The following is a 25573-nucleotide window of genomic DNA, read 5'->3' on the forward strand; positions in this document are numbered from 1 at the left end:
AAACCTCGCGAAAGGATTCCGCAAGCATATCAAAAAACGCCTGCGCCCAGCGCGTACGGGACGCGCGAGCACTGGCGAATTTCGAAATTTACAGCGTCGACATTACAGCACCGACTTCAGCAGACGGCCCATTTCCGACGGGTTGCGCGTCACCTTGATGCCGCAGCCGTCCATGATTTCCAGCTTCGCGTCGGCCGTATCCGCACCGCCCGAGATCAGCGCGCCGGCGTGGCCCATGCGCTTGCCCGGAGGCGCCGTGACGCCCGCGATGAAGCCAACCACCGGCTTCTTCATGTTGTCCTTGATCCAGTAAGCGGCGTTCGCTTCGTCCGGACCGCCGATCTCGCCGATCATGATCACGGCGTCCGTATCCGGATCGTCGTTGAACATCTTCATGACGTCGATGTGCTTCAGACCGTTGATCGGGTCGCCGCCGATACCGACTGCCGACGACTGGCCGAGGCCCAGTGCCGTCAGCTGGCCGACTGCTTCATACGTCAGCGTGCCCGAACGCGACACCACGCCGATACGGCCCTTGCGGTGGATGTGACCCGGCATGATGCCGATCTTCAGTTCGTCCGGCGTGATCGTGCCGGGGCAGTTCGGGCCGAGGAGCAGCGTCTTGCGGCCTTCGCGGCGCATACGGTCCTTGACTTCGATCATGTCGCGAACGGGGATGCCTTCCGTGATGCAGATCGCGAGATCGAGGTCGGCTTCCACCGCTTCCCAGATCGCAGCCGCTGCGCCTGCGGGCGGCACGTAGATGACCGAAACGGTCGCGCCGGTGGCTTCCTTCGCTTCACGCACGTTCGCGTAAATAGGAATGCCTTCGAAATCTTCGCCGGCCTTCTTCGGGTTCACGCCCGCGACGAAAGCTTCGCGGCCGTTGGCATATTCACGGCAGGCGCGCGTGTGGAACTGACCGGTCTTGCCGGTGATGCCCTGCGTGATGACCTTGGTGTCTTTGTTGATCAGAATCGACATGTATTGACCTCTGTTCGTTTGGCGTCAAGCGTCGCGCCAGACCGCTTCTTGCGTTGCGGTGTTCGCGCCGTCATCACGCCATTCGTGTCCGCTGAAAATTACTTGCCTTCGGTAGCCGCGACGACCTTCTGCGCAGCCTCTTCCATGCTGTCCGCCGAGATGATCGGCAGGCCCGAATCGGCCAGCATCTTCTTGCCGAGGTCCTCGTTCGTGCCCTTCATGCGCACGACGAGCGGCACATTCAGGTTCACGGCCTTCGAACCGGCGATCACGCCTTCCGCGATCACGTCGCAGCGCATGATGCCGCCGAAGATGTTCACGAGGATCGCCTTCAGGCCCGGGTTCTTGAGCATGAGCTTGAACGCTTCGGTGACCTTCTCGGTCGTCGCGCCACCGCCGACGTCCAGGAAGTTCGCCGGCTCGCCGCCGAACAGCTTGATGGTGTCCATCGTGGCCATTGCAAGGCCCGCGCCGTTCACGAGACAGCCGATGTTGCCGTCGAGCGAGATGTACGCGAGGTCGAACTTCGAGGCTTCGACTTCAGCCGGATCTTCTTCGTCGAGGTCGCGGTAAGCGACGATTTCCGGGTGGCGGAACAGCGCGTTCGAGTCGAAGTTGAACTTCGCGTCGAGTGCGATGACCTTGCCGTCGCCCGTGACGTTCAGCGGGTTGATTTCTGCCAGCGACGCGTCGGTTTCCCAGAATGCCTTGTACAGGCCTTGCAGGATCGCGCGGGCTTGCGGAATCGAAGCAGCCGGCACGCCGATCTTCGCGGCGAGGTCGTCGGCCTGAGCGTCGAGCAGACCCGTCGACGGCTCGACGATGACCTTGTGAATCAGTTCCGGATGCTTTTCCGCAACTTCTTCGATGTCCATGCCGCCTTCGCTCGAACCCATCAGAACGATCTTTTGCGACACGCGATCGACGACGAGGCTGACATACAGTTCCTGCTTGATGTCAGCGCCTTCTTCGATCAGCAGACGATTGACCTTCTGGCCTTCCGGACCGGTCTGGTGCGTGACGAGCTGCATGCCGAGGATCTGGCTCGCGTATTCGCGCACTTGATCCAGCGACTTCGCCACCTTCACGCCGCCGCCCTTGCCGCGACCGCCCGCGTGAATCTGCGCCTTGACGACCCACACCGGGCCGCCCAGCTCTTGAGCGGCCTTGACCGCGTCATCCACCGAAAACACCGGGATGCCGCGCGGGACGGCGACTCCGAATTTCCGCAGGATTTCCTTACCCTGGTACTCGTGAATCTTCATGCGTGATTCCTTCAGTCTGAGAGTTGGAGTGAACTTCGATTCCGCTGTTGTTATTCATGCGCGAGAACGTCGGCCTTGCCCTCCTGGCTCGGGCCTGGGTTGTCGCGCACGCTGGCGGTTTCCGCACCACGCTCTATTGAACGCGGCGCATGGCCATACCAGCGCGGATAAAACTGCTTGACCGCCTCGCCGTCGAACCGCAGCGCGTGGCAGCGGCCGAGCTGGAAAGGCGGCTTTTCGCCGGCGGCTGCGCCGTCGGCAGTCTTGCCAGATTCCGGTCCGGACGCTTCGCCCGGCATTGCGTTCGATGTATCCCACACTGCTCCAACGAACGCCTGGATCGCGACAGTCGGCAACACGCCCAACATTTCGGTGAGGTGCGTGCAACCGGCCGTGCCGGCGAGGAGCCGGCCCGCTTCGCGGCGGAAATTCTGGAGGAGATTGAGCCCGATAAGGGCCCGATAGGCGGGATTGGCGTTCTGGCACTGACCGTCATAAGGCACCCAGTCGGACGACGCTTCTGCGTCGACGACGTTGAGCTTGCGATCGATCGTGATGCGGAGCCAGAGTTCATGGATCGGCAAACCGTTGGGCCGGACACCGGCGGCGAGCGGCACGTCGCGTGGCTTATGGTCGGTCAGACACGCGTCGATGTCCCATAGACCGTCTTCGCGCTCATAGGCGACTGCCCGGATAGCGCGCTGATGACGCAACTGGCGAGGCGCTGGCGAAGAAAGCGGCATGCTAGAGGTAAGACCGGACAGGAAAACCTCTGGATTTTAGCATACCGGGTATTTGAGACAGCGGCGAACCCACAGCGCCCAGCGGGACATGGCCGCAAGCGATTTTTGAGCCAGCCGAATCAGTTTTCCGGCCACTCGCCATCGAAGCTGTCTTCCATGCCCTTCAAAATCTTGCCGATGATCGACATCGAAAAGCCGCGCGCGGCCAGAAAGCGGGCCTGACGGGCACGCTCGGCTGGCGTCTCGGGTAGCTGGCCGTACTTCTTCTGCCAGACGGCGCGGGCACGCGCGAGCTCGGTCTCGCGCAACTGCGCGTTCACTTCTTCGATGAGCGCGTCGCCCACGGCATGACGCTTGAGCTCGCTGACGATGCGCCCCGCCCCCACGCGCGCGGCGCGGCGATACACGACGCTTTCCGCAAAGCGGGCGTCGGAGAGCCAGCCTTCGCGTTCGAGCGCGTCGAGCAGCGCTTCGAGTTCGTCGGCGTTTTCGGTGTAGGGCATGAGCTTGCGCGAAAGCTCCGCGCGGCTGTATTCGCGGCGCGAGAGATAGCCGAGCGCACGCCCCTTGAGCGAGCGCTCGGGACGCTGCTTGCTTGATGCCTCGTTCTTGCGAGCGTTGCGCGACATGCGCGAGGTGGAGCTGCGCTCGAAGCGGTCGGCTTCCGGCGCCGGGGGTTCGTGGTGCGCTTCGTGGTGCGCTTCGTGGTGCGCTTCGTGGTGCGCTTCGTGGTGCGCTTCGTGGTGCGCTTCGTGGTGCGCTTCGTGGTGCGCTTCGTGGTGCGCTTCGTGGTGCGCTTCGTGGTGCGCGTCGTGCTGCGATTCGTGTGGTGCTTCGGATGACCCCGCTGCGGACGCATCGAAAAATGCCTCGAACGGCACTTCGAATACCGCCCCGCCTTCGTCGTCCAGATCGTGGGGGGTTGAATGCGCAAAGCCGCGAGCGCCCGCATGGGCGTCGCGGCTTGGTGTGTCGGTGCGCTGCGTGTCGGTGCGCGCGGGAGCGCGGCGCGTGGCGCGCCGCGCCTCACGCGGGTGTTCCGCCTCGTCTGAAGCGGGAGAAGGCGCCGCGGATGTTGCCGCAGGACTGGCCACATCATGCGGCACCGAGGCGGACCCACCCTTGCGCATCACGGTAGTGCTGACTCTCTGGTGCCGATTTCAGAACTCAACTTCGGGACTTATTCTTCTTCGTCCGCGATTTCCACTTCGCCGGTGTCGTTGGCGCCAGCCGGCATCGTGCTCACGCCAAGCGATTCGCGGATGCGGTTTTCGATCTCACGAGCGATGTCCGCATTCTCACGCAGGAATTCGCGCGCGTTGTCCTTGCCCTGGCCAATGCGCTCGCCGTTATAGCTGTACCACGCACCGGCCTTGTCCACGATCTTGGCCTGCACGCCGAGGTCGATGATTTCGCCCTGACGCGAGATGCCTTCGCCGTAGAGGATGTCGAACACGGCTTCGCGGAACGGCGGCGAGACCTTGTTCTTGACGACCTTCACGCGCGTTTCGCTGCCGATGACTTCGTCGTTCTTCTTGATCGAGCCAATACGGCGAATGTCCAGACGCACCGACGAGTAGAACTTGAGCGCGTTGCCGCCCGTGGTGGTTTCCGGGTTGCCGAACATCACGCCGATCTTCATGCGGATCTGGTTGATGAAGATGACCATGCAGTTGGTCTTCTTGATCGTGCCCGTGAGCTTGCGCAGCGCCTGCGACATCAGACGCGCCTGCAGACCCGGCAGCGAGTCGCCCATTTCGCCTTCGATTTCGGCCTTCGGCACGAGCGCCGCGACCGAGTCGATCACGATCATGTCGATCGAGCCCGAGCGCACCAGCGCGTCGGTGATTTCGAGCGCCTGCTCGCCCGTGTCCGGCTGCGAGATGAGCAGCTCCGGCACATTCACGCCGAGCTTGGACGCGTATTGCACGTCGAGCGCGTGTTCCGCGTCGATGAACGCCGCCGTGCCGCCGAGTTTCTGCAATTCGGCGATCACCTGCAGCGTGAGCGTGGTCTTGCCCGACGATTCCGGACCGTAGATCTCGACCACCCGGCCGCGCGGCAAGCCGCCCACGCCGAGCGCGATGTCGAGGCCGAGCGAGCCGGTGGAGACCACCTGGATGTCCTCGACCGCGTCGCCGTCGCCGAGTCGCATGATCGACCCCTTGCCGAACTGCTTTTCGATCTGCGCGAGCGCGGCGGCCAGCGCCTTGCTCTTTTCAGCAGTCAGCCCAGCCGAGCCTTTCTTGCTATCTTCCATGAATCGTCCTTTGCTATGATGAACGGCGTCTGGTGACGAGGCGTGCGTGCCGCTGGTGACAAACCCCGGGCACATACGCGTGAACGCAGACACTGTATAAAAAAACAGTAGTTTTGGCAAGCGTGTTTTCATCAAACCTGCGTGCCGAAACCGCGAATTTTCGGAGACCGCCGCCCGACGCTCACCGGGCTCGCCCCCTGCCGGGAGCGCTGCGCGCAAACGCGAAGCGCAAAACGTGCAGCCAAACGCGGGCTTCAAAGCGCTTCGTTGGCGACGCTGGCGCACATGCGAATTCTCATTGCCGAAGACGACAGCATACTCGCGGACGGCCTCGTCCGATCACTCCGCCAGTCGGGCTATGCCGTCGATCACGTGCGTCACGGCGTGGATGCCGATACAGCGCTGTCGATGCAGTCGTTCGACCTCCTGATCCTCGATCTGGGCCTGCCGAAAATGCCGGGCCTCGAAGTGCTGCGCCGCTTGCGCGCGCGCAATTCCACCCTCCCCGTCCTGATCCTCACCGCCGCCGACAGCGTGGACGAACGCGTGAAAGGCCTCGACCTCGGCGCCGACGACTACATGGCCAAGCCCTTCGCGCTCAACGAGCTCGAGGCGCGCGTGCGTGCGCTCACGCGGCGCGGCGCGGGCGGCGGCCCCACGGTCGTGCGCCATGGCGCGCTCGCGTTCGACCAGGTCGGCCGCGTGGCGCGCATCAACGACCAGGTGCTCGATTTGTCGGCGCGCGAGCTCGGTGTGCTCGAAGTGCTGCTGCAGCGGCTCGGCCGGCTCGTCTCGAAGGAGCAGCTCGTCGATCATCTGTGCGAATGGGGCGAGGAAGTGAGCAACAACGCCATCGAGGTCTATGTGCACCGGCTGCGCAAGAAGCTCGAAACGGGCGGCGTGCGCATCGTGACCGTGCGCGGGCTCGGGTACTGCCTCGAAAAAGAGGCGAATCCGGCGAACGCGCCTGTGAACGCACCGGCAGCGGCCACGGAAAATTCCGCAGCGGCGGCGCGCACCGATACGCCAGGCGCCAATGTCCCGGGCGACGCCGCGCCACCCGCCATGCCGGCCAGCCACTACTACAAATAGCCAGGCGCAACGATGGCCGAGCCCGCTCCCGCCGCACGCCCTGCGCCGGCCACGTCCGGCGCCTCGCCAAGGTCCGCAGGCGAGGCCGGCGCGCTCGACGACGAGGCGCGCGACGCCCGCTACGCCAACCCCTTCGCCCCACCCGACGAAGCCGAAGCCGCCGCGGCGCGCCCGCGCTCGCTGTTCGGCGAGATCCTCGACTGGATGCTCGCGCCGCTGCTGCTGCTCTGGCCGATGAGCATCGCGGTGACCTATCTTGTCGCCAAGTCGATCGCCAACGGTCCGTTCGACCGCGCGCTCGAAACCGACGCCTACGTGCTCGCGCGCCAGATCCATCCGGTCAACGGCGTGGCGGAGCTGACGCTGCCCGACTCCACGCGCGATTTCCTGCGCGCCGACAACGTCGACAGCGTGTACTACCAGGTGCTCGGCAGCCGCGGCGAGCTGGTGGGCGGCGACCGCGAGATGCCGCTGCCGCGCGACGACGACCGCCCGCCCGCCGGCCTCGTGGAGTTCCGCGACGACATGCTGCACGGCATCGACATCCGGGTGGCCTATACGACAGTCGAGCTGCCGAATCTGGCGGGCTCGCAACCCGTGCTCGTGCAGGTGGCCGAGACGCTCGACAAGCGCCGCACGCTCGCCAACGACATCATCAAGGGCGTGATCCTGCCGCAGTTCGTGATCCTGCCGCTCGCGATCCTGCTGGTCTGGTTCGGGCTCTCGCGGGGCCTCGCGCCCTTGCACGCGCTGCAGTCGAACATCCGCATGCGCCGCCCCGACGACCTCTCGCCGCTCGAAGCGCGCCGCGCTCCGCCCGAGATCGAGCCACTCGTCACGTCGTTCAACGACCTGCTCACGCGCCTCGAACAGAACATGCAGCTGCAAAAGCGTTTTATCGCCGATGCCGCCCACCAGATGAAGACGCCGCTCGCGGGCCTGCGCACCCAGGCCGAGCTTGCACTGCGCCAGGACGCGCCCGCCGAAGTGCACCGCTCGCTCGAGCAGATCGCGACGAGCTCCGAGCACGCCGCGCGGCTCGTCACGCAACTGCTCGCGCTCGCGCGCGCCGAGAACCGCATGACGGGGCAAATCTTCATCCCCGTCGACATCGCCGACGTGGCCCGGCACGCGGTGCGCGACTGGGTGCAGCCCGCGCTCGCCAAGCAAATGGACCTGGGCTACGAAGGCCCCGAGCAAGATTCGCACGACAACTACGATGAGAGCGGCGACCACGCCGCGCAGAACCGCGTGGCGCCGGTGCAAGTCGATGGCAACCCCGTGATGCTGCGCGAGATGCTCTCGAACCTGATCGACAACGCGATCCGCTACACGCCCGCCGGCGGCCGCATCACGGTGCGCGTGCGGCCCGAGCCCATGGCGCACGTGGTGCATCTGGAGGTGGAGGACACCGGCATCGGCATTCCCGCGGCCGAGCGCGAGCGCGTGCTCGAACGCTTCTATCGCATCCTCGGGCGCGACGGCGAGGGCAGCGGCCTCGGACTCGCGATCGTGCGCGAGATCGCGACGATGCACGGCGGCACGCTCGCCATCGAGGACAACGTCTACCAGCTCGAACCGCGTCTTGCCGGCACGCTGGTGCGCGTGACGCTGCGTCTGCGCGGCGCAAGCTGACGCCAGCCGGTCGAAACTGACGGCAAAGCGGCCAGAAATGGGGATGGGACTTACCCTTAGCGCGCGCCCACCCAGCCCGCATGAACCCGTCAGATAGAGACAGATGACCGAATGTTAACCACTGTCCGCTGTTAATTTCCAGAAATTAGCGAATCATCGAACGTCGGGAACACGTCTCAAAAAAGCCCCTCCGCCGTCAGAACCCCGTAAGTTTCCATTCCAATAATGCTTCGCAGGACCGCCTCTCGGGCGGCCCCGACCAGCACGTCGGCATATCAAAAAATGGAGACACATATGGCAACCGTTGGCGGACAAGTCTCACACACGCCGATGACCAGCGACGAAAAACGCGTGATCTTCGCGTCGTCGCTAGGCACGGTGTTCGAGTGGTACGACTTCTACCTGGCCGGCTCGCTCGCGGCCTACATCAGCAAGAGCTTCTTCTCCGGCGTGAACCCCACTGCGGGCTTCATCTTCACGTTGCTCGGCTTTGCGGCGGGCTTCGCGGTGCGGCCGTTCGGCGCGATCGTGTTCGGGCGCCTCGGCGACCTCGTGGGCCGCAAGCATACGTTCCTCGTCACCATCGTCATCATGGGCCTGTCCACCTTCGTGGTGGGCTTCCTGCCGGGCTACGCGTCGATCGGCATTGCCGCGCCCGTGATCTTCATCGGCATGCGCCTCTTGCAGGGTCTCGCGCTTGGCGGCGAGTACGGCGGCGCGGCCACCTACGTGGCCGAGCATGCGCCGCCCGGACGCCGCGGCTTCTACACCTCGTGGATCCAGACCACGGCAACGCTCGGCCTGTTCCTCTCGCTGCTCGTGATCCTCGGCGTGCGCACGACGGTGGGCGAAGAGCAGTTCGGCGCGTGGGCATGGCGCATTCCGTTCGTCGCATCGATCCTGCTGCTCGCGGTCTCGGTGTGGATCCGGCTGCAACTCGACGAGTCGCCGGCCTTCAAGCGCATCAAGGCCGAGGGCAAGGTCTCGAAGGCGCCGCTCTCCGAAGCGTTCGGCCAATGGAACAACCTCAAGGTCGTGATCCTCGCGCTGATCGGCGTGACGGCGGGCCAGGCCGTGGTCTGGTACACGGGCCAGTTCTACGCGCTGTTCTTCCTCACGCAGACGCTCAAAGTGGACGGCGCGAGCGCCAACATCCTGATTGCGCTGGCGCTCCTGATCGGCACGCCGTTCTTCCTGTTCTTCGGCGCGCTCTCGGACAAGATCGGCCGCAAGCCCATCATAATGGCCGGCTGCCTGATCGCCGCGCTCGCCTACTTCCCGCTCTTCAAGGCGCTCACGCACTTCGCGAACCCGGCGCTCGAAGCCGCAACGGCCCGCGCGCCGATCGTGGTGATCGCGAACCCGGACGAATGCTCGTTCCAGTTCAACCCGGTGGGCACCTCGAAGTTCACGAGTTCGTGTGACATCGCCAAAAGCGCGCTCTCGAAGGCGGGCCTGAACTACTCGAACGTGGCCGCGCCGGCGGGCACGCTCGCGCAGATCAAGGTGGGCGACACGACCATCGATACGTTCGACGGCAAGGCGCCTGGCGCGAAGGAGGCGGGGGCAACGTTCGAGAAGACGCTCTCGGGTGCGCTGAAATCGGCGGGCTATCCGCACAAGGCCGACCCGGCGCAGCTCAACTGGCCGATGACCGTGGTGATCCTGACCATCCTCGTGATCTTCGTGACGATGGTGTACGGGCCGATCGCGGCGATGCTCGTGGAGATGTTCCCGACGCGCATCCGCTATACGTCGATGTCGCTGCCCTATCACATCGGCAACGGCTGGTTCGGCGGCTTCCTGCCGGCGACGGCCTTCGCGATCGTGGCGGCCAAGGGCGATATCTACTCGGGGCTCTGGTATCCGATCATCATCGCGCTCGCAACCTTCGTGATCGGCATGCTGTTCGTGAAGGAAACCAAGGACTCGGATATCTACGCGCAGGATTGATGCGTTTGTGTTTGTCGTTCTCCGCCGGGTGGGGCCTCTGGCTTTGAGTTTTGCCATGCCTCGCCGGTGGGTTCGGAGAATCTTGAAAAAAGATGGCGATGGGGGTTGACAGCCTCCGGGCGCATTGTCATAATTCGTCTTCTTCGGCGAATTAGCTCAGCCGGTTAGAGCGACGGAATCATAATCCGCAGGTCCGGGGTTCGAATCCCTGATTCGCCACCAAATGTGGAAGCCCGGTAGATCTTTGATCTACCGGGCTTTTTCATTTTCACTTCCGGATCGCCTGATTCGCCCTACAGCAAAGCTAGGTCGATCCGTCCGGATTGCAGCCACTCGCGCAAGCATCCGCCCCAATCCTCGACTCGCTTCAGCCCCACCGGCATCCGCAAGCACCACCCTCGCGCGCTCCAGCAATCAGGCTGCCTCCACGAACCTGATTTACGCCTGTCTGACCGAGCGCATCCTCGGCCTGCCCAGCTCGTTCTGAGACGGAGCCATCATCACGGTGCGACCGCTACCGATCGTTGGGCGGCAAGCATGCCCCGCCGGTGCGTGACCTCCGGCGACACACCAATAAAAGGAGACCAGTCCGTGACCCTTTTTGAACTTGCAAATCCAACGGAGCAAATTCGCGCTCTCCCCGTTGCTCGACGCATTCGCGCCATCGTCGGCGCCTGCTCCGGCAACCTGGTGGAGTGGTACGACTTCTTCATTTACGCCTATACGGCGATCTATTTCGCGTCCCAGTTTTTCCCGAAGGGGGATCAAACCAGCCAATTGATGGCAACTGCCGGCATTTTTGCCGTCGGCTTTCTCATGCGCCCGCTGGGCGGCTGGATCTTTGGCGCCATTGCGGACACCCACGGCCGCAAGCGAGCGATGATTCTGTCCGTCTTTCTGATGTGCGCGGGCTCGCTGGGCATCGCCGTCATACCGACCTATGAAAGCATTGGCGGCTGGGCCCCCGTGCTGCTGCTGATCGCCCGGCTGGCCCAGGGTCTGTCGGTGGGCGCGGAGTATGGCGCCGGTGCCACGTACATCAGCGAGGTGTCCAGCAAGGGCAACCGCGCTTTCTATGGCTCGTTTCAGTACGCCACCATCATTGGCGGTCAACTTTTAGCATTGCTGACCATTACGCTGCTCCAGCATCTGTTCAGCAAAGACGCCATGCATGAATGGGGCTGGCGGATTCCGTTTTTCATCGGCGCCATCTCGTCAGTCGTGGTCGTCTATCTGCGCCGCTCGATGATCGAAACGCTGGACGCCAAGGAAGCCAAACGCAAGGAAGCGGGCTCGATTCGGGGACTTCTGCCGCACAAGTGGGCCGTGTTCGTGACGCTGTTCATCACCATGGGCTGCTCGCTGTTCTTCTACACCTTCACCACCTATATGCAGAAGTTTCTGGTCGTGTCCTCGGGTATCGACTCCAAGACCGTCAGCTTGATCATGACCTCGGCCCTGGTCATCTTCATGTTGCTGCAACCGGTGTTCGGCCTGCTGGGCGACCGCATCGGGACACGCGCGATGATGATGCTGTTTGGCGCACTGGCTGCGGTGGTCGTCGTGCCCCTGATGATGGCGCTCAAGCAAACCACCAGTCCCTGGATCGCATTCGGGCTGGTCATGGTCGGGATGGTGATCGCGGCCTTCTATACCCCCGTCACCGGCATTCTCAAGGCGGACCTGTACCCGCCAAGCGTGCGCGCGCTGGGCGTTGGCTTTCCCTATGCGATTGGCAACGCCCTGTGCGGGGGCACCGCCGAATACGCCGCCCTCTGGCTGCGCTCCGTCAACGTTGAAAGTGCCTTCTTTTACTACGTGGCAATCATGGCCACCCTCACGTTCCTGGCGGCCTGGCTGATGCCCGACTTGCGCAGGCACGGTTATCTGGATGGTGACGGCCAGGTCGAGCAAAACGCAGGCTTACGCTAATGCACGCGCTGGCGCCCGTGTGGAGGAAGATGCTTGCTCCCGCTGACACATGAGACGACTCGCTCCGCTCAACCCTTGATGATCTCGACCCATGCAGCTCTACGATCCTTACTGCAGCGACATCCGCGATGAGATTGCGGTTCTGAAAGACGCCCTCGAGCCGCTACACGCGCAGGGACAATTGCGTAACGTGCTGGAAATCGGCTGTGGCACCGGCGACATGACGCGTCGAATCGCCGACACCTGGCCCGACGCCAAGGTCTGCGGATTGGAGATCGACGCGATACAACTCGAGAAGAACCAGCTGCGCAATCGCCACGGCAACATCACGTATCTCAGCGGACCCGCCGAAGCCATACCGTTTGCAGCGCAGATGTTCGATGCCGTGCTGATGTTCAAGTCGCTTCACCATGTACCCGGCGCATTGCTCGATCAGGCACTGGACGAAATTCACCGCGTGCTGCGGCCGGGCGGTGTCGCGTATTTCGCCGAACCTGTCTTTGCGGGGGAACTGAACGAAATCATCCGCCTGTTTCACGACGAGGAAAATGTCCGGCAAGCCGCGTTCGACGCACTCGTGCGCGCATCGGACGATTCGCGCTGGGACCGCGCGAGAGAAACGCACTACCGCGTTTCCGTCCGGTTTCTGGACTTTGACGACTTCGAGCGCAAGGTCATGCGCGTCACGCACAGCGATTTCCAGCTCACGCCAGAGCGAATCAGCAAGGTCCGGTGCGCGTTCGAGCAGCACATGACGAACGATGGGGCGCATTTCGTGAGACCCATGCGTGCTAATACCCTGGTTAGTGCCCTGTCCAGGGAGCAGCGCTAGCGCCACTCGCAAGTTCCTTCAATAACCAGGAAAGGAGCTAGAACATGCCATTTCGTTATTACGTTTGTTGCTTCAGCGGGAGCAATAAGGTCATCGGGTGCATCGGCGATGAACGAAAACCGTAGTGCTCATAGAACTGCTTCGCACGCTCATTCAACGCATGGACGAGCAGCGCCCGGACACCCGCGTGCTCTGCGACGGACCGCACACGCATTACGGCATCCTGAAGCAAGGCCGCGCCAAGCTTGAAGCCTTGGGCGCGAGCGTCAACCGCGAGCCTTGCGAGCACCATCACCGGCACTGGGTCAGGCATGTTGCGCCGGACGGCGCTAGTCGCCTCCTGGTGTGCAACGGCCCCTGCAGCCAAAGCGTAATACCCGAGTACGTACTGCTCGGGGTTGACCACGACGAAGGTGCGGCTAGCCCCGCTTAGATGGTTGGTCAATGCACGCCGCTTCAGCCAATCATCCAGTGATGGCTCGCCGCAATTGAAATCATCGAGTCGATGCGTCGCGGCGAGCGACTGCGGTGCCGAAAGTTGCATGCTCACGCCTTACCTGAACTCCACGGCGCCTTGACCGCCATCAGGCGCTCAAGGCCCGGATTAGCGTCTTGCGGTGCATCGAGCAACGCGGTGAACTGCCGGAACCTATCTTCGTCCAGGCTGAAAAAGACTTGATCCAACACAATGGTTTGCGCGCGTTCGCACGCGGCTTCCAGCATGAAGTCCGAGCGATTCTTGCCCAGCAGACTAGCGGCATGGTCAATCAAATCTCGCTGCTCGGGCAGCGCACGCAGGTTGATGGAGGCGTCACGCATGGCTTCCCCTTTTTACGTATAGACAACAGATATACATGGTAAGCTTATGTGTAGCTGTTGTCAACACGCGAAAGTTAGGTAAACGCCACACCTCACCCCACCGCCTTCCTCCCCCGCTTGGCCTCATACATCGCCTGATCGGCGCGATCGATCAGCCCGGTCATCTCCACACCGTCCTCGGGCAGCACCGCGAACCCCACGCTCACCCCCAGCTCGATCGACCGCCCCTCGAACTCGAACGGCTCGCGCACTTTCGCCTCGATGCGCCGGCTATGCGCCTCGGCATCCAGACGCGTGCCGATGCCGGGCAGGATCATCGCGAATTCATCTCCGCCCACGCGCGCGGCCGTATCCACGCGGCGGCAATTCTTCGCGATGCGCGCAGCCGTCTCCTTGATCGCCGCGTCTCCGGCCCGGTGGCCGTAGCGGTCGTTGATCGGCTTCAGGCCATCCATGTCGAGATTGAGCACACCCAGCCCGCCCGCCGAACGCGCCGCGAGATCGACCGACTGGCGCAGACGGTCGTAGAACAGCGCGCGGTTCGGCAAGCCCGTGAGCGCGTCGTGCGTGGCCTGCAAGTAAAGCTCGCTCGTCTCGTAGCGCGCGGCATGGAACATCGCGGCGGCGATCAGTCCGGAGATCAGCGAGAGCGCCTCGATATCCTCTTCGCCGAATGCGTCCACTTCGGGCGCCACCACTTTCAGCACGCCCACCGTCGTTTCCAGGTGCTTGAGCGGCGTGACGATCATCGAGCGCAGTCCCGCGCGCCGGCAGGCTTCTCGATCCACGCGCGGGTCGGCTTCCGAGTCGTCGCAGCGCAGGATTTCGCCCGTGCTCACACACAGCCCGGAGAGGCTCGTCTCGCGCGCGAGACGCAGGCCCAGCATGTTCTCGACACTGCCCGAGGCCGCGCGATACACCATGTCGGCGCCTTCGGCGAGCTCGACCGCGGCGCCTTGCGCGCCGGTCAGCTGTTCGGCCCGTTCGGCGACGAAGGCCATTACGCCGCCGAGATCGAGCCCGAGCCGCGCGATGTCGGATTGCGCGCGGATGATTTCAAGAAGCGTTGCGTTATCGAGTCGAGGGTCGCCGTCTTTCATTGCGTCAAACGTTTGCGGAATTTGCTGGACTGCGGTGCGGGATTGCAGTACCTGACGCGCCGAAAGGTGCGGGAAAGGCGCGGTACTGGCACGACGCACAAGAGGATAGCAAACCTGGACGTCCTTTCCCTCACCCTTCGATACGCTCGCGCGTCACGCGCAGGAGCGCCGCCATCGCGGCGCGCGCCGCGTGCGCATCGCGTTGCTCGATGGCTTCGAACACCGCCGTGTGGTCGGGCAGCGCCGCGTTGAACACCTCCGCGCGCTTTGCGTTCACGCGCAACTGGCCTTCGAGCGTGCGCTCGATCAGCGTGCCGAGCGGCACCAGCAGCTCGTTGCGGCACGCCGCCAGCACGGCCAGGTGAAAGCGCAGGTCGGCGCGCACCCATTCGTCCACGTTGCGCGCTTGCGCCATTGCCGTGTGCGCCTGCGCGAGCCGTTCGAGGGCGTGCGCATCGTGCGCGCTCGCGGCCAGTCCGGCCGCAAACGGCTCAATCATCTCGCGCATTTCCTGGAGCTTGAGCGCAAATGCGAGCGGCGGCGCGACACGCGCGTACCAGTCGAGCACGTCGGCATCGAGCAGGTTCCACGCCGCGCGCTCGCGCACCCGCGTGCCCACCTTCGGACGCGATTCCACGAGCCCCTTCGAGGTGAGCGTGCGCAACGCCTCGCGCAACACGGTGCGGCTCACGTCGAAGGCCGCCATGAGTTCGGCCTCGCGGGGCAGTATTTCGGCGGGCGCGTAGTCGCCGCGCAGAATCGCGCTGCCAAGTTCGAATGCCACCGTGCCATGCAGATCGCGCTGAATCGCCGTTCTCCCGGGTGTGATGTCCGTCGTCAAAGTCGTCAAAGCCCAGATACTGGGAGCTTTCGCGAAATAATACTATTAATAGCACTTAAAGGCGATTTTTGCAGTAGCATGGGCTCCTCGACGTGATGCTTCATCGAAAAGGAGACACCGCATGAAAATCACCCGGCTCGAAACCTTCGTCGTGCCGCCCCGCTGGCTCTTTCTCAAGATCGAAACGGACGAGGGGATCGTCGGCTGGGGCGAGCCTGTTGTCGAAGGCCGCGCGCACACGGTTGCAGCCGCTGTCGACGAGCTCGCCGACTATCTGATCGGCAAGGACCCGCTGCTCATCGAAGACCACTGGCAGGTGATGTACCGCGCGGGCTTCTATCGCGGCGGCCCCATCTCGATGAGCGCGATCGCGGGCGTCGACCAGGCGCTCTGGGACATCAAGGGCAAGCATCATGGCGTGCCCGTGCACGCGCTGCTCGGCGGCCAGGTGCGCGAGAAGATCAAGGTCTATTCGTGGATCGGCGGCGACCGTCCGAGCGACGTCGCGAACAACGCGCGCGCCGTGGTCGAGCGCGGCTTCAAGGCCGTCAAGATGAACGGCTCCGAAGAGCTGCAGATCATCGACACCTTCGACAAGGTGCAAGGCGTCATCAACAACGTCGCGGCGGTGCGTGAGGCCGTGGGTCCGAACGTCGGCATCGGCGTGGACTTTCATGGCCGCGTGCACAAGCCGATGGCCAAGGTGCTCGCGAAGGAGCTCGATCCGTACAAGCTGATGTTCATCGAGGAGCCGGTGCTCTCGGAGAACGTCGAGGCGCTGCGCGACATCGTCAATCAGACGAGCACGCCGATCGCGCTGGGCGAGCGTCTCTATTCGCGCTGGGACTTCAAGCACATCCTCGCGGGCGGCTATGTGGACATCATCCAGCCCGATGCCTCGCACGCGGGCGGCATCACCGAGTGCCGCAAGATCGCCGCTATGGCCGAGGCCTACGACGTCGCGCTCGCGCTGCACTGTCCGCTCGGGCCCATCGCACTCGCGACCTGCCTGCAGATCGACGCGGTGAGCTACAACGCGTTCATCCAGGAACAGAGCCTCGGCATCCACTACAACAAGGGCAACGACCTGCTCGACTACATCCGGAACCCCGAGGTCTTCAAGTACGAAGACGGCTTCGTGTCGATTCCGCAGGGCCCGGGCCTCGGTATCGAGGTCAACGAGGAGAAGGTGCGCGAGATGGCGAAGACAGGGCATCGCTGGCGCAATCCGGTCTGGCGTCACGAGGACGGCAGCGTCGCCGAGTGGTGATCTCGAAACGATCGAATTAGCCAGCGCGATCGAGACAGAGGCACCGCGTTGCGTGGCCCCGGCGCGCCGGGGAATCGGCCGCGCTTGCAGTCGTGCCATGCGCGTTACGTGACGCCCTGGCGGCGGCGCGTTTCAGCGCCGTAACGTTTGAGGCCTCTTTACGGCCTTGCAGCCGCACCCCGCCTTCGAGCGGGTCCTGCGAATGGCGCTTTCGCACATAGCGAAAGCGGCTGCGAAGGCCCGCCGCGCAAGGCGCCGGCGCCCTTCGCGCATCGCCCGCACGCAACGTGCGGCGCGACCTGGCCCTCTCTGGCCTGCTCCTTGCTGAATTCCCTGCGAGACCCCTACCCCGCCGCAGGGACACACATGGAAGCGATGCTCCCCGACTATCTGATCCGCGAACAGGCCGCGGTCGGCGCCCTGGTTGTCTTTGGCCTGTTGCGCGTGATCGTGGCCGCCGTCGCGTGCACGCGCGGCTGGCGCATCCTCGTTGTCGAGCAGAGCTTCATCGGCATCGCGGTCCTGTGGTGCGCGCCGCAGCTCGTCGACCTGATCGCGCATCCTTCGTCAGTGCTCGCGCTCGCCGAGCTCGAGGGCAAGGCCATCGGCTGCGCCATCGCCCTCTTCTTCTCGCCCATCCTCAGTCATCGGCTCGGCTACGAGTGACGCTGCGTTAGCGCACGACATCGCTGCGCGCCAACGCACGAGCGATGCGCCGGTGCATATCCGCTGCACAGGCGCGTATCGATACCTGGACGTCGCCCGGCGTTTCAGCCCTGCAACACATAGCCCGGCGCACTGTGCCCGAGCACGGCCGCGACGATGAGCACAGCCATCATCACCAGCGCTTCGAGATGCAGCACGTTGACGAAGCGGCGCGCCGCGCCCGTCGACGCCGCGCGGCGCAGCTCGGGCATCGCCACCATGCGGTTGAAGCCGCCCAGCAGCATGGCCAGCACGACGAGCGCGAGCTTGGCGATCAGCACGTGGCCCCACGCGCTCGTTGCGAGCGCTTCGAACGAGCCGCCGGTCCCGCGCACGGCATTGAACACGCCCGTCGCGAGCACGAGGCCCACGGCGAAGAGCGCCACGTTCGATACCTGCCCCGCTGTGCGGATCAGCACGCCGCGCGCCGTCGATGCGCCCAGCGCCGGCAGCACGGCCAGGCCACCCGCCATCACGATGCCGCTCCATGCGCTCGCGCTCAGCACGTGCAGCGTGTGCAGGCCGAGTGCCGCGGAGGCAAATCCGGCGTCGGCGGCATGGCCGATTCCCGCGCGCCCGGCAGCAGTGGCGATGAGCGCGAGCCACAGCACGCCGTCGCGCAGCGGGCTGGCCGGCATCAGCGCCGTGATGAGCACCACCAGCGCGCCCGCGAACGCGACGCTCCATGCGTGACCCACGTGTGTTTGCGCGAGCACCGTCGGCACGACGCCGAATGCGTCAGGCAAGGTCCCGCCGCTGATCGACGCGCTTTCGTACAACAGCCAGATTGCGAGCGCAATCACGAGCACGAGCGAAGCCGCCCGCAGCGATATTTGCGCGCGCAGCCATGCGGGCCGCGCAGGCGCGACCGCGCTGCGCGCGTCCTTCTCGAGCCACGCGCCATAGAGCGTCGAGCCCAGTGCGAACGCATAGGCGATGTTCACGAGGGCGGCCATCGCGACCTGCCCGATCCACAGCCAGTCAGCTTTCATCGGACCGCGTCCTCCCGGCGTTCATGACAGACGAGGAGCGGGGCGAAGCCTGCGGCGCGTGCCTGCAGCATCGAAAGGGAAAGTGCAATTGGAGTCATCGAGACGAGTGGCAAGGAAACAACAAGAAAACAAGGTGGAATCGATATCAACGTTGGCGCAACGGCGCAAGCTCGACGCAAGCGCGTGACGCAACCGTGACGCAACCGCGCCGGCGTGCTCGCGTGCGCGCCATTTCAAGACGCGCCTGCTTCGATAGCCGTCGCGCCGATCGGTTCAACGGCGCTTCGCATACACATTCAACGCGCGCCCAACGCCGGCGATGCGCATGGCATGCAGTAACGCGCAAGCAGGGTCAATCCCGAGTCACGGATCGGCCAACAGGTGCAGAATCATAACCGGCGACGTTGCGACCCTCTGCCGCAATCGTGTCCGGGCAAGCCCGCGTAGGCGGCGCCGTGGCGCGTGTGGCAAATGGTCACTATCAGGCCGCGATGATAGAATCGGCTGCGTCGCCGCAGCGCGCACGGTCTACGGCTTTCATCGCGCGCAGCCTACAAGCCGGGTCGTTCGAAGCCTGGTCAGGTCCACGATAAAGAATGGAGTCACGCGTGTCCCCAAGACGTATCTCCAGACCGCTCATTCCGCTCGCCGCGCCGCTTTTGGCCGCATTGCTGTTCGGCACGACCGGAATCTTCAGCGCAGCGTCCGCCCAGACCCCACAGCCCAAAGCCCCCGACACGATAGAAGCGCGCGTGCAGGGCTGCACCGCGTGTCACGGCTCGCACGGCCAGGGGACCGACAACGACTACTTCCCGCGCCTCGCCGGCAAACCGGCGGAGTACCTGTACAACCAGTTGATGAATTTTCGCGAGGGCCGCCGCAAGTACCCTCCGATGAATTACCTGGTCACCTATCTCTCCGACGACTACCTGCACGAGATCGCGACGTACTTCTCGCAGCAGCGGCCGCCCTATCCGGCGCCTTCCAGGCCGACGGTCGGAGACAGCACGCTCGCGCACGGCCGCGAGATCGTGCTGCACGGCGACCCGGCGCGGCAGGTGCCCGCGTGCGCGGCCTGCCACGGCATGAAGCTCACGGGCATGGAGCCGGCCATTCCAGGTCTCGTCGGCCTGCATTCGGACTACATCAGCGCGCAGATCGGCGCCTGGCGCTCGGGCTCGCGCCATGCCAAGGCGCCCGATTGCATGCATGAGGTCGCCACGCGCCTCACGGACGATGACGTGAACGCGGTCGCGGCCTGGCTCTCGACGCAAAGCGCGCCACAAAATCCCGTGCCGGCAGCGGCTGGCTCGTTGAAGACGCCGCTTGCCTGCGGCAGCGAACCGCAATAAGGCGCCGGGGGAGACAGCCATATGAACCGCAAGTCCCTGTTCGCACTTTCCGCAGTCGTCGTCACCGCCCTCGCCGCGCTCGTGCCGGTGCTGTGGACCGGCAACGACTATCTGCGCAACAGCTCGGCGCAGGCGGCCACGCCCGTCGATCAGTCCGATCTCATCAAGAAGGGCGAGTATCTCGCGCGCGCTGGCGACTGCGTCGCCTGCCATACCGTGCGCGGCGGCCAGCTCTTCGCGGGCGGCCTGCCGATGGCGACGCCGTTCGGCACGCTCTATACGCCGAACATCACGCCCGACGACCAGTACGGCATCGGCAAGTGGAGCGCCGACGACTTCTATCGCGCCATGCACACGGGCCGCTCGAAGGACGGCAGCCTGCTCTATCCGGCCTTCCCGTTCACGAGCTACACGAAGGTCTCGCGCGCCGACGCGGACGCGATCTACGCGTACCTGCGCTCGGTGCCGCCGGTGAACGTGCCGAGCCGCCCGCACGAGCTCAAGTTCCCGTTCAACAACCGCAACCTGCTGATCGGCTGGCGCACGCTGTTCTTCCGTGAAGGCGAGTACAAGCCCGACCCGACCAAATCGGTCGAATGGAACCGCGGCGCGTATCTGGTCGAGGGCCTCGGCCACTGCGCCATGTGTCACACGTCGATCAACATGATGGGCGGGCCGGTCAACTCGTCAGCGTTCGCAGGCGGCCTGATCCCGTTGCAGAACTGGTATGCGCCCTCGCTCACCTCGAGCGAAGGCGGCCTCGGCGACTGGGACATCAAGGACATTACGAGCCTGCTGAAGACCGGCGTCTCGGAACGCGGCGCGGTGTTCGGCCCGATGGCGGACGTCATTCATAACAGTCTGCAATATCTCTCGGAAGACGATATCCAGGCGATGGCGACGTATCTCAAGACGATTCCGCAAAAGAAGGAAGCGCCTGAGCAGATGCAGATGGAAACGTCCGAAGCGTTCGGAGGCGAACTCTTACAGCAAGGTCAGAAGATCTACCATGACCAGTGTGCAAAGTGCCACGCGGAAAACGGCCTCGGCATGCCGCCGAACTTCCCGCCGCTCGCGAACAATCAGTCGATCCAGATGAAATCGGCTGTGAATCCGATCCGTATGGTGCTCAACGGCGGCTATCCGCCCAGCACGCAGGGCAATCCGCGCCCGTACGGCATGCCGCCGTTCGCACAAGCGCTGTCCAACCAGGAGGTGGCGGCGGTCGTGACGTTCATCCGCATGACGTGGGGCAACAAGGGCACGCCGGTGTCCCCGCAACAGGTGGCCGATCTGCGCTCCGCGCCGCTCGACTGACGCGCGTTTGCTATAGTGGCGTCTGCCTGACAAGGGCGCAGCCGGCAAAGCACCGCCGGCTGCGCCCTTCGCTATTGCTGGAGCAAGAAGAACAAGGAGTTGTCGTCATGAAAGCGGGTGAGCGTCTGAACAGCATTACGCACCTCGTGGGCGCGTTGCTGTCGGTCGCAGGGCTGGTATCGCTCGTCACGCTCGGGGCGCTCGATCACGACGCGTACAAGGTCGTGAGCTTTGCCGTCTACGGCGCGATGCTGTGCGCGCTGTACACCGTCTCCACGCTGTATCACGGCGTGCGCGGGCCGCGCGTGAAGGCCGTGCTGCAGAAGTGCGATCATGCCGCGATCTATCTGCTGATCGCGGGCAGCTATACTCCGTTCTCGCTCGTCACGCTGCGCGGGCCGTGGGGCTGGTCGCTCTTCGGCGTGAGCTGGGGGCTTGCCGCGCTCGGCATCGTGCAGGAGCTCACGCTCGGACGCCGTACGCGCGTGCTTTCGATGGTGCTCTACGTGGTGATGGGCTGGCTCGCGCTGGTCGCGGTCAAGCCGCTCATCGGGGCGCTGCCGGCCGCCGGCACGGCGTGGCTGCTGGCAGGCGGCATCGTCTATAGCATCGGCATTTATTTTTTCGTCAACGACGAACGTATCCGGCACGGACATGGTATCTGGCATCTGTTCGTGCTCGCCGGGAGCGTCTGTCAATTCGTGAGCGTCGCGGGCTACGTCGCTTGATGCGCCCCGCCGGGGCCACATCAGGCAACTGCGGGAGGCAACCCCAAGGCAACCCTGGTCAGCCACCGGGCGGCCATGGCGCACGAAGCAAATGCGAAGACCATCGCGCGGCGGCCGCAGTGTCCGCGGCCGCGCGATGCAACTTTACGCCAGCCGGCGGGTCTGCATAGACCGTCGACACGCGGCGCGCGCACTGGCGCGCCGTCCGAATGAACGCGAGCGGGCGCATCCGCAGCGCTCGCGGCGCGCCGTAACCGGCAGCGCCGCGCCGCTCGCGCCACTGCAATACAACAGGTCTTTATGTCTTTCGATTCTCTCGGCTTGTCCGAACCGCTGGTCCGTGCTGTCAATGAGCTTGGCTACACCACTCCCACGCCCATCCAGTCGCAAGCCATTCCCGCCGTGCTGAACGGCGGCGACCTGCTCGCCGGCGCCCAGACCGGCACCGGCAAGACCGCAGGCTTCACGCTGCCCATCCTGCAACGTCTGACCGACATGCCGCCGGCCGCTACGGCCAAGCGCGTCGTGCGTGCCCTCATTCTCACGCCCACGCGCGAGCTGGCCGCCCAGGTCGAGGAAAGCGTGCGTGCCTACGGCAAGTATCTGAAGCTCAAGTCGACGGTGATGTTCGGCGGCGTGGGCATCAATCCGCAGATCGACGCCCTCAAGCGCGGCGTGGACATCGTGGTCGCGACGCCGGGCCGTCTGCTCGATCACATGCAGCAAAAGACCATCGATCTCTCGCATATCGAGATCCTCGTGCTCGACGAAGCCGACCGCATGCTCGACATGGGCTTCATCCACGACATCAAGCGCGTGCTCGCGAAGCTGCCGCCGAAGCGCCAGAACCTGCTCTTCTCGGCCACCTTCGCCGACGAAATCAAGGCGCTCGCCGACAGCCTGCTCGACTCGCCCGCGCTCATCGAAGTCGCGCGACGCAATACCACGGCGGAAACGGTCGCGCAGAAGGTCTACCCCGTCGATCGCGACCGCAAGCGCGAGTTGCTCACGCATCTGATCCGCCAGCACAACTGGTTCCAGGTGCTCGTGTTCACGCGCACCAAGCACGGTGCGAACCGCCTGGCCGAGCAGCTCACCAAGGACGGCATCAGCGCGCTCGCGATCCACGGCAACAAGAGCCAGTCGGCCCGCACGCGCGCCTTGAGCGAATTCAAGGACGGCACGCTGCAGGTGCTCGTGGCCACCGACATCGCGGCGCGCGGCATCGACATCGACCAGTTGCCGCATGTGGTCAATTTCGACCTGCCGAACGTGCCCGAGGACTACGTGCACCGCATCGGTCGCACGGGCCGCGCGGGCGCGACGGGCGAAGCGGTGTCGCTCGTCTGCGTGGACGAGCATCAGCTACTGAAGGACATCGAAAGGCTCATCAAGCGTCCGGTGCCGCAAGAGGTCATTGCGGGCTTCGAGCCGGACCCGAACGCGAAGCCCGAGCCGATCCTGCGCCGTGGTCAGCAGCAAGGGCGCGGGCAGCGTCAGGGGCAAGGCCAGGGACGTGGCGCTGCAGGTAATGGGGTCAATGCGGCAGCGGCCAAGCCTGCACAGGGACGCGACTCGCGTGACGGCAACCGCGAGGGTGGCCGCGAAGGTGGTCGTGAAGGCAACCGCGCGCAGTCCGCCAACGGTGGCGGCAATCGCCAAAACAACGGTGGCAACGGCGTTGGCAACAACGGCGGCCAGCGCCCGGCCAAGCCCGCCGCGCCGAACGGCGTGCGCACGGCCAAGCCGGTGAAGCAGCAAGGCGCGAATCACGGCGCCCAAGGCGGCCGTGGCGAACACACGCGCCGCGAAAGCCAGCGCGGCGTGTCGCACGAAAGCGCGCTGGGCCGTCCGCAGCGCAAGCCGCAATCGAATCCGGGCGCACTGCTCGGCGGCCGTCCGGGCGGCTCACGCCGCGACGGCAACGGCCAGCGCGACCGTTAATCGACATTGGCGCCGCGCGCGAGCAATGCCTCGCGCAAGTGCAAGTACAAAGGCCCGCTTTCTAGCGGGCCTTTGTGTTTTCTGCCTGGCAAGAAGCGCCCACTGGCGCGTGCAGGGGGCGTACTTCAGCGGAAGAACACGTGCTGCGTGATCTTCGCGAGCGGATAGTGCACGCTCGGCTGAATCTTCGCGGGAATGTCGAGCGGCTTGAGCAGCATCTTCACGCACATATCGGCGGAAAGATTGTGGCGCACGAGCTTGTTCACACGCGCCGTGAGCTCACGGTTGTAGGCGTGATCCTTCACGCGGTCGGGATAGCGAATCGCGAACACGTGACGCAATGCGATCTCCGAATCCTCGTTCTTGATCTCCATCACGCGACGCGTGAGCGCACCGAGCACGGCGAGACGCCCGTGCCCGTCGACCTGGTTGTATTTCTTGAAGTAGCGGAAAAAGTGCTTGTAGTGGCGCACTTCGTCGCTGCGGATGTTGTCGGTGATTTCCTTGAGCACCGGCTCGTCCGAGCATTCGCCAATTGCGCGATAGAGCGTAGCCGTGCCCGTCTCCACCACGCAGCGCGCGACCATTTCGAGCGCCCGCGTGCGCTCGAACTCCTCAAACGAACAGGTCTTCGAATACTCTTCGATGAAGTTCTGGAAGGCCGTGTCCCAGTCGAATTCGGGCCACACGTACTGGATATAGGTCTTCAGCGCGCGGCCATGCTGAAGTTCCTCATGCTCCCACTCGTTGTTGAGCCACTCGGAGACTTCCGGATCGCCGTTGAAGAAGACGCTGAGGTTGCTCGTGTAAAGGTCCGAGCCGCTTTCGATGAACGAGGACGCACAGAGCAGCAGCAGCAGGTCTTCGTTGGCGCGGGCACGCTGACGGTCAATCCGCGTAAGGTCGATATCTTCGATGCGCCAGGGCATCACATAGCCAGGTTCAATGTCATTGCGCATTCTGTCGTGCTCCAAAGCGGTAGCTCTGTGCGCGGCACGCCACCGGTTTGGCGACCCGGTCTTGCGTTCCCGCCGCGTAGTGAAAGGTACCAGCCGTGATTACTTCATCTTAGCTGTTGTTTCGCGAAGCTGCAGTCTGAGAGCACAGACCGATCCCGCTTGCCGCAGTTCCGGGAAGAGTCAACTTGTAAGGCGCCTGCGAGCGCATTGTCATGCCTTCATCCGGCACTCATGGGCGTCGCGGCAGGGACATCGACCGCTTCGCTAAAGGTACATCTCGCCGTCCCCGTCTGCGCCGGATGCCCGCAAAGCCGCATCCGGCGGGCCTGGCACGCCCCGCGACGCGACCGAGAACGCGCGCTTGCGGCAAATGCACGCGCGACATCGTCTGCCGTTACACCTGCCGCCGCCCCGGAACCGAGGAATACCTCCACGCTGCCCGCTTGACGGCCTCGCACATGCACGAGCTGATGGGGCACGAGTGCGCACCCGCGCAATCGGAGAACCCTGCGCGGATTTGCACCGGCATCGAATCCGGCTCTCTGCGCATTGCGCACTGCGGCAAGAACTTGAAGTGAAATCAAGGATTTGCGCGCGCGGCACCACCGCCGCGACGCACACGGAATGTCAAACAGAATATTTTCGGGGTGTGGTTTGTACAACGCAGGGCGGTTGACTACACTCCAGTTCCCCGGCGCCGATCCGGGCTGGATGCCGTTTGGACTGTTTGCCGCCACCTGCCGGATCCGTGGCGCATGACAACCAAAGGACCGCACATCCGGCACCTCGCGCGCTGTTGCAGGCTTTCGCTCACGCCCACCGCATGATTGTCATCACGCCGCCCCGCGGG

The 25573-nt window shown here is 64.4% G+C and carries 22 protein-coding genes and 1 tRNA gene; 12 read left to right on the top strand and 11 right to left on the bottom strand.

The genetic code is table 11. The features are described 5' to 3' along the window. Positions 1–102: 102 nt before the first annotated feature. The 5 genes from sucD to recA form a co-directional block, all read right to left on the bottom strand. Positions 103–984 carry a succinate--CoA ligase subunit alpha gene (gene sucD, locus BO1_RS12445; protein ID WP_028217843.1) on the bottom strand — a complete coding sequence of 294 codons (882 nt, stop codon included), beginning with the start codon at positions 982–984 and terminating at the stop codon, positions 103–105. A gap of 98 nt (positions 985–1082) precedes the next feature. Continuing rightward, positions 1083–2249: an ADP-forming succinate--CoA ligase subunit beta gene (sucC, locus tag BO1_RS12450; protein ID WP_028217844.1), complete on the bottom strand. Its 1167-nt coding sequence runs from the start codon at positions 2247–2249 to the stop codon at positions 1083–1085. Between the two features lie 50 nt (positions 2250–2299). Next, positions 2300–2992: a DUF2889 domain-containing protein gene (locus BO1_RS50750; protein WP_043284634.1), complete on the bottom strand. Its 693-nt coding sequence runs from the start codon at positions 2990–2992 to the stop codon at positions 2300–2302. 119 nt (positions 2993–3111) lie between these two features. After that, positions 3112–3873 (bottom strand): recombination regulator RecX, encoded by a 762-nt coding sequence (recX, locus tag BO1_RS62000; RefSeq protein WP_407669942.1) that lies wholly within the window; start codon positions 3871–3873, stop codon positions 3112–3114. 299 nt (positions 3874–4172) lie between these two features. After that, positions 4173–5252, bottom strand: coding sequence for a recombinase RecA (gene recA, locus BO1_RS12465; protein ID WP_028217845.1), 1080 nt, complete (start codon positions 5250–5252; stop codon positions 4173–4175). Between the two features lie 285 nt (positions 5253–5537). Here recA and BO1_RS12470 point away from each other — a divergent pair, with 285 nt between their 5' ends. From BO1_RS12470 to BO1_RS12495, 6 genes are all read left to right on the top strand, one after another. Then, complete coding sequence (locus BO1_RS12470; RefSeq protein ID WP_028217846.1) at positions 5538–6344, top strand: response regulator transcription factor; 807 nt, start codon at positions 5538–5540, stop codon at positions 6342–6344. A 12-nt stretch (positions 6345–6356) separates the two neighbouring features. After that, positions 6357–7979 (top strand): sensor histidine kinase, encoded by a 1623-nt coding sequence (locus tag BO1_RS50760; protein WP_043284636.1) that lies wholly within the window; start codon positions 6357–6359, stop codon positions 7977–7979. Positions 7980–8273: 294 nt separating this feature from the next. After that, positions 8274–9932 (top strand): MFS transporter, encoded by a 1659-nt coding sequence (locus tag BO1_RS12480; RefSeq protein WP_028217847.1) that lies wholly within the window; start codon positions 8274–8276, stop codon positions 9930–9932. 145 nt (positions 9933–10077) lie between these two features. Then, positions 10078–10154, top strand: a tRNA-Met gene (locus BO1_RS12485). A 315-nt stretch (positions 10155–10469) separates the two neighbouring features. Continuing rightward, a complete protein-coding gene (locus BO1_RS12490) occupies positions 10470–11864 on the top strand; it encodes an MFS family transporter (RefSeq protein ID WP_084687910.1) in 1395 nt (464 codons plus the stop codon). A gap of 91 nt (positions 11865–11955) precedes the next feature. Then, positions 11956–12696 (top strand): class I SAM-dependent methyltransferase, encoded by a 741-nt coding sequence (locus BO1_RS12495; RefSeq protein ID WP_028217849.1) that lies wholly within the window; start codon positions 11956–11958, stop codon positions 12694–12696. A 58-nt stretch (positions 12697–12754) separates the two neighbouring features. Here the strand turns inward: BO1_RS12495 and BO1_RS12500 are convergent, their stop codons facing one another. The 4 genes from BO1_RS12500 to BO1_RS12515 all read right to left on the bottom strand — a co-directional run bounded on the left by BO1_RS12500 (position 12755) and on the right by BO1_RS12515 (position 15456). Beyond that, positions 12755–13246 carry a GNAT family N-acetyltransferase gene (locus BO1_RS12500; protein ID WP_028217850.1) on the bottom strand — a complete coding sequence of 164 codons (492 nt, stop codon included), beginning with the start codon at positions 13244–13246 and terminating at the stop codon, positions 12755–12757. Then, positions 13243–13515 (bottom strand): type II toxin-antitoxin system TacA family antitoxin, encoded by a 273-nt coding sequence (locus tag BO1_RS12505; protein ID WP_028217851.1) that lies wholly within the window; start codon positions 13513–13515, stop codon positions 13243–13245. The genes BO1_RS12500 and BO1_RS12505 overlap by 4 nt, the downstream gene beginning before the upstream one ends. Before the next feature lie 92 nt (positions 13516–13607). Next, positions 13608–14615 (bottom strand): sensor domain-containing diguanylate cyclase, encoded by a 1008-nt coding sequence (locus tag BO1_RS12510; RefSeq protein WP_028217852.1) that lies wholly within the window; start codon positions 14613–14615, stop codon positions 13608–13610. A 130-nt stretch (positions 14616–14745) separates the two neighbouring features. Next, positions 14746–15456 (bottom strand): FadR/GntR family transcriptional regulator, encoded by a 711-nt coding sequence (locus BO1_RS12515; protein WP_043284640.1) that lies wholly within the window; start codon positions 15454–15456, stop codon positions 14746–14748. A gap of 121 nt (positions 15457–15577) precedes the next feature. Between BO1_RS12515 and dgoD the strand changes: the two genes are divergently transcribed. Beyond that, a complete protein-coding gene (gene dgoD, locus BO1_RS12520; RefSeq protein WP_028217854.1) occupies positions 15578–16726 on the top strand; it encodes a galactonate dehydratase in 1149 nt (382 codons plus the stop codon). 366 nt (positions 16727–17092) lie between these two features. Further along, entirely contained in the window at positions 17093–17392 is a 300-nt protein-coding gene (locus BO1_RS12525; RefSeq protein WP_028217855.1) for a hypothetical protein, read from the top strand. 104 nt (positions 17393–17496) lie between these two features. Here the strand turns inward: BO1_RS12525 and BO1_RS12530 are convergent, their stop codons facing one another. After that, on the bottom strand, positions 17497–18423 hold the full coding sequence (locus BO1_RS12530; protein WP_028217856.1) for a copper resistance D family protein: 927 nt from the start codon (positions 18421–18423) through the stop codon (positions 17497–17499). A gap of 596 nt (positions 18424–19019) precedes the next feature. On the opposite strand from BO1_RS12530, the gene BO1_RS12540 reads away from it, so the two are divergent. The 4 genes from BO1_RS12540 to BO1_RS12560 all read left to right on the top strand — a co-directional run bounded on the left by BO1_RS12540 (position 19020) and on the right by BO1_RS12560 (position 23764). After that, positions 19020–19775 carry a c-type cytochrome gene (locus BO1_RS12540; protein WP_028217857.1) on the top strand — a complete coding sequence of 252 codons (756 nt, stop codon included), beginning with the start codon at positions 19020–19022 and terminating at the stop codon, positions 19773–19775. A 21-nt stretch (positions 19776–19796) separates the two neighbouring features. Beyond that, on the top strand, positions 19797–21092 hold the full coding sequence (locus BO1_RS12545) for a c-type cytochrome (RefSeq protein ID WP_028217858.1): 1296 nt from the start codon (positions 19797–19799) through the stop codon (positions 21090–21092). A 107-nt stretch (positions 21093–21199) separates the two neighbouring features. Continuing rightward, positions 21200–21820 (top strand): PAQR family membrane homeostasis protein TrhA, encoded by a 621-nt coding sequence (trhA, locus tag BO1_RS12550; RefSeq protein ID WP_028217859.1) that lies wholly within the window; start codon positions 21200–21202, stop codon positions 21818–21820. A 300-nt stretch (positions 21821–22120) separates the two neighbouring features. Next, entirely contained in the window at positions 22121–23764 is a 1644-nt protein-coding gene (locus BO1_RS12560) for a DEAD/DEAH box helicase (RefSeq protein WP_028217861.1), read from the top strand. 125 nt (positions 23765–23889) lie between these two features. Here the strand turns inward: BO1_RS12560 and BO1_RS12565 are convergent, their stop codons facing one another. Next, positions 23890–24693 (bottom strand): ferritin-like domain-containing protein, encoded by an 804-nt coding sequence (locus tag BO1_RS12565; RefSeq protein ID WP_028217862.1) that lies wholly within the window; start codon positions 24691–24693, stop codon positions 23890–23892. Positions 24694–25573: the final 880 nt, after the last annotated feature.

Origin of the sequence: Paraburkholderia oxyphila NBRC 105797 (genome assembly GCF_000685075.1) — a bacterium.
GTDB classification, from domain to species: Bacteria; Pseudomonadota; Gammaproteobacteria; order Burkholderiales; family Burkholderiaceae; genus Paraburkholderia; species Paraburkholderia oxyphila.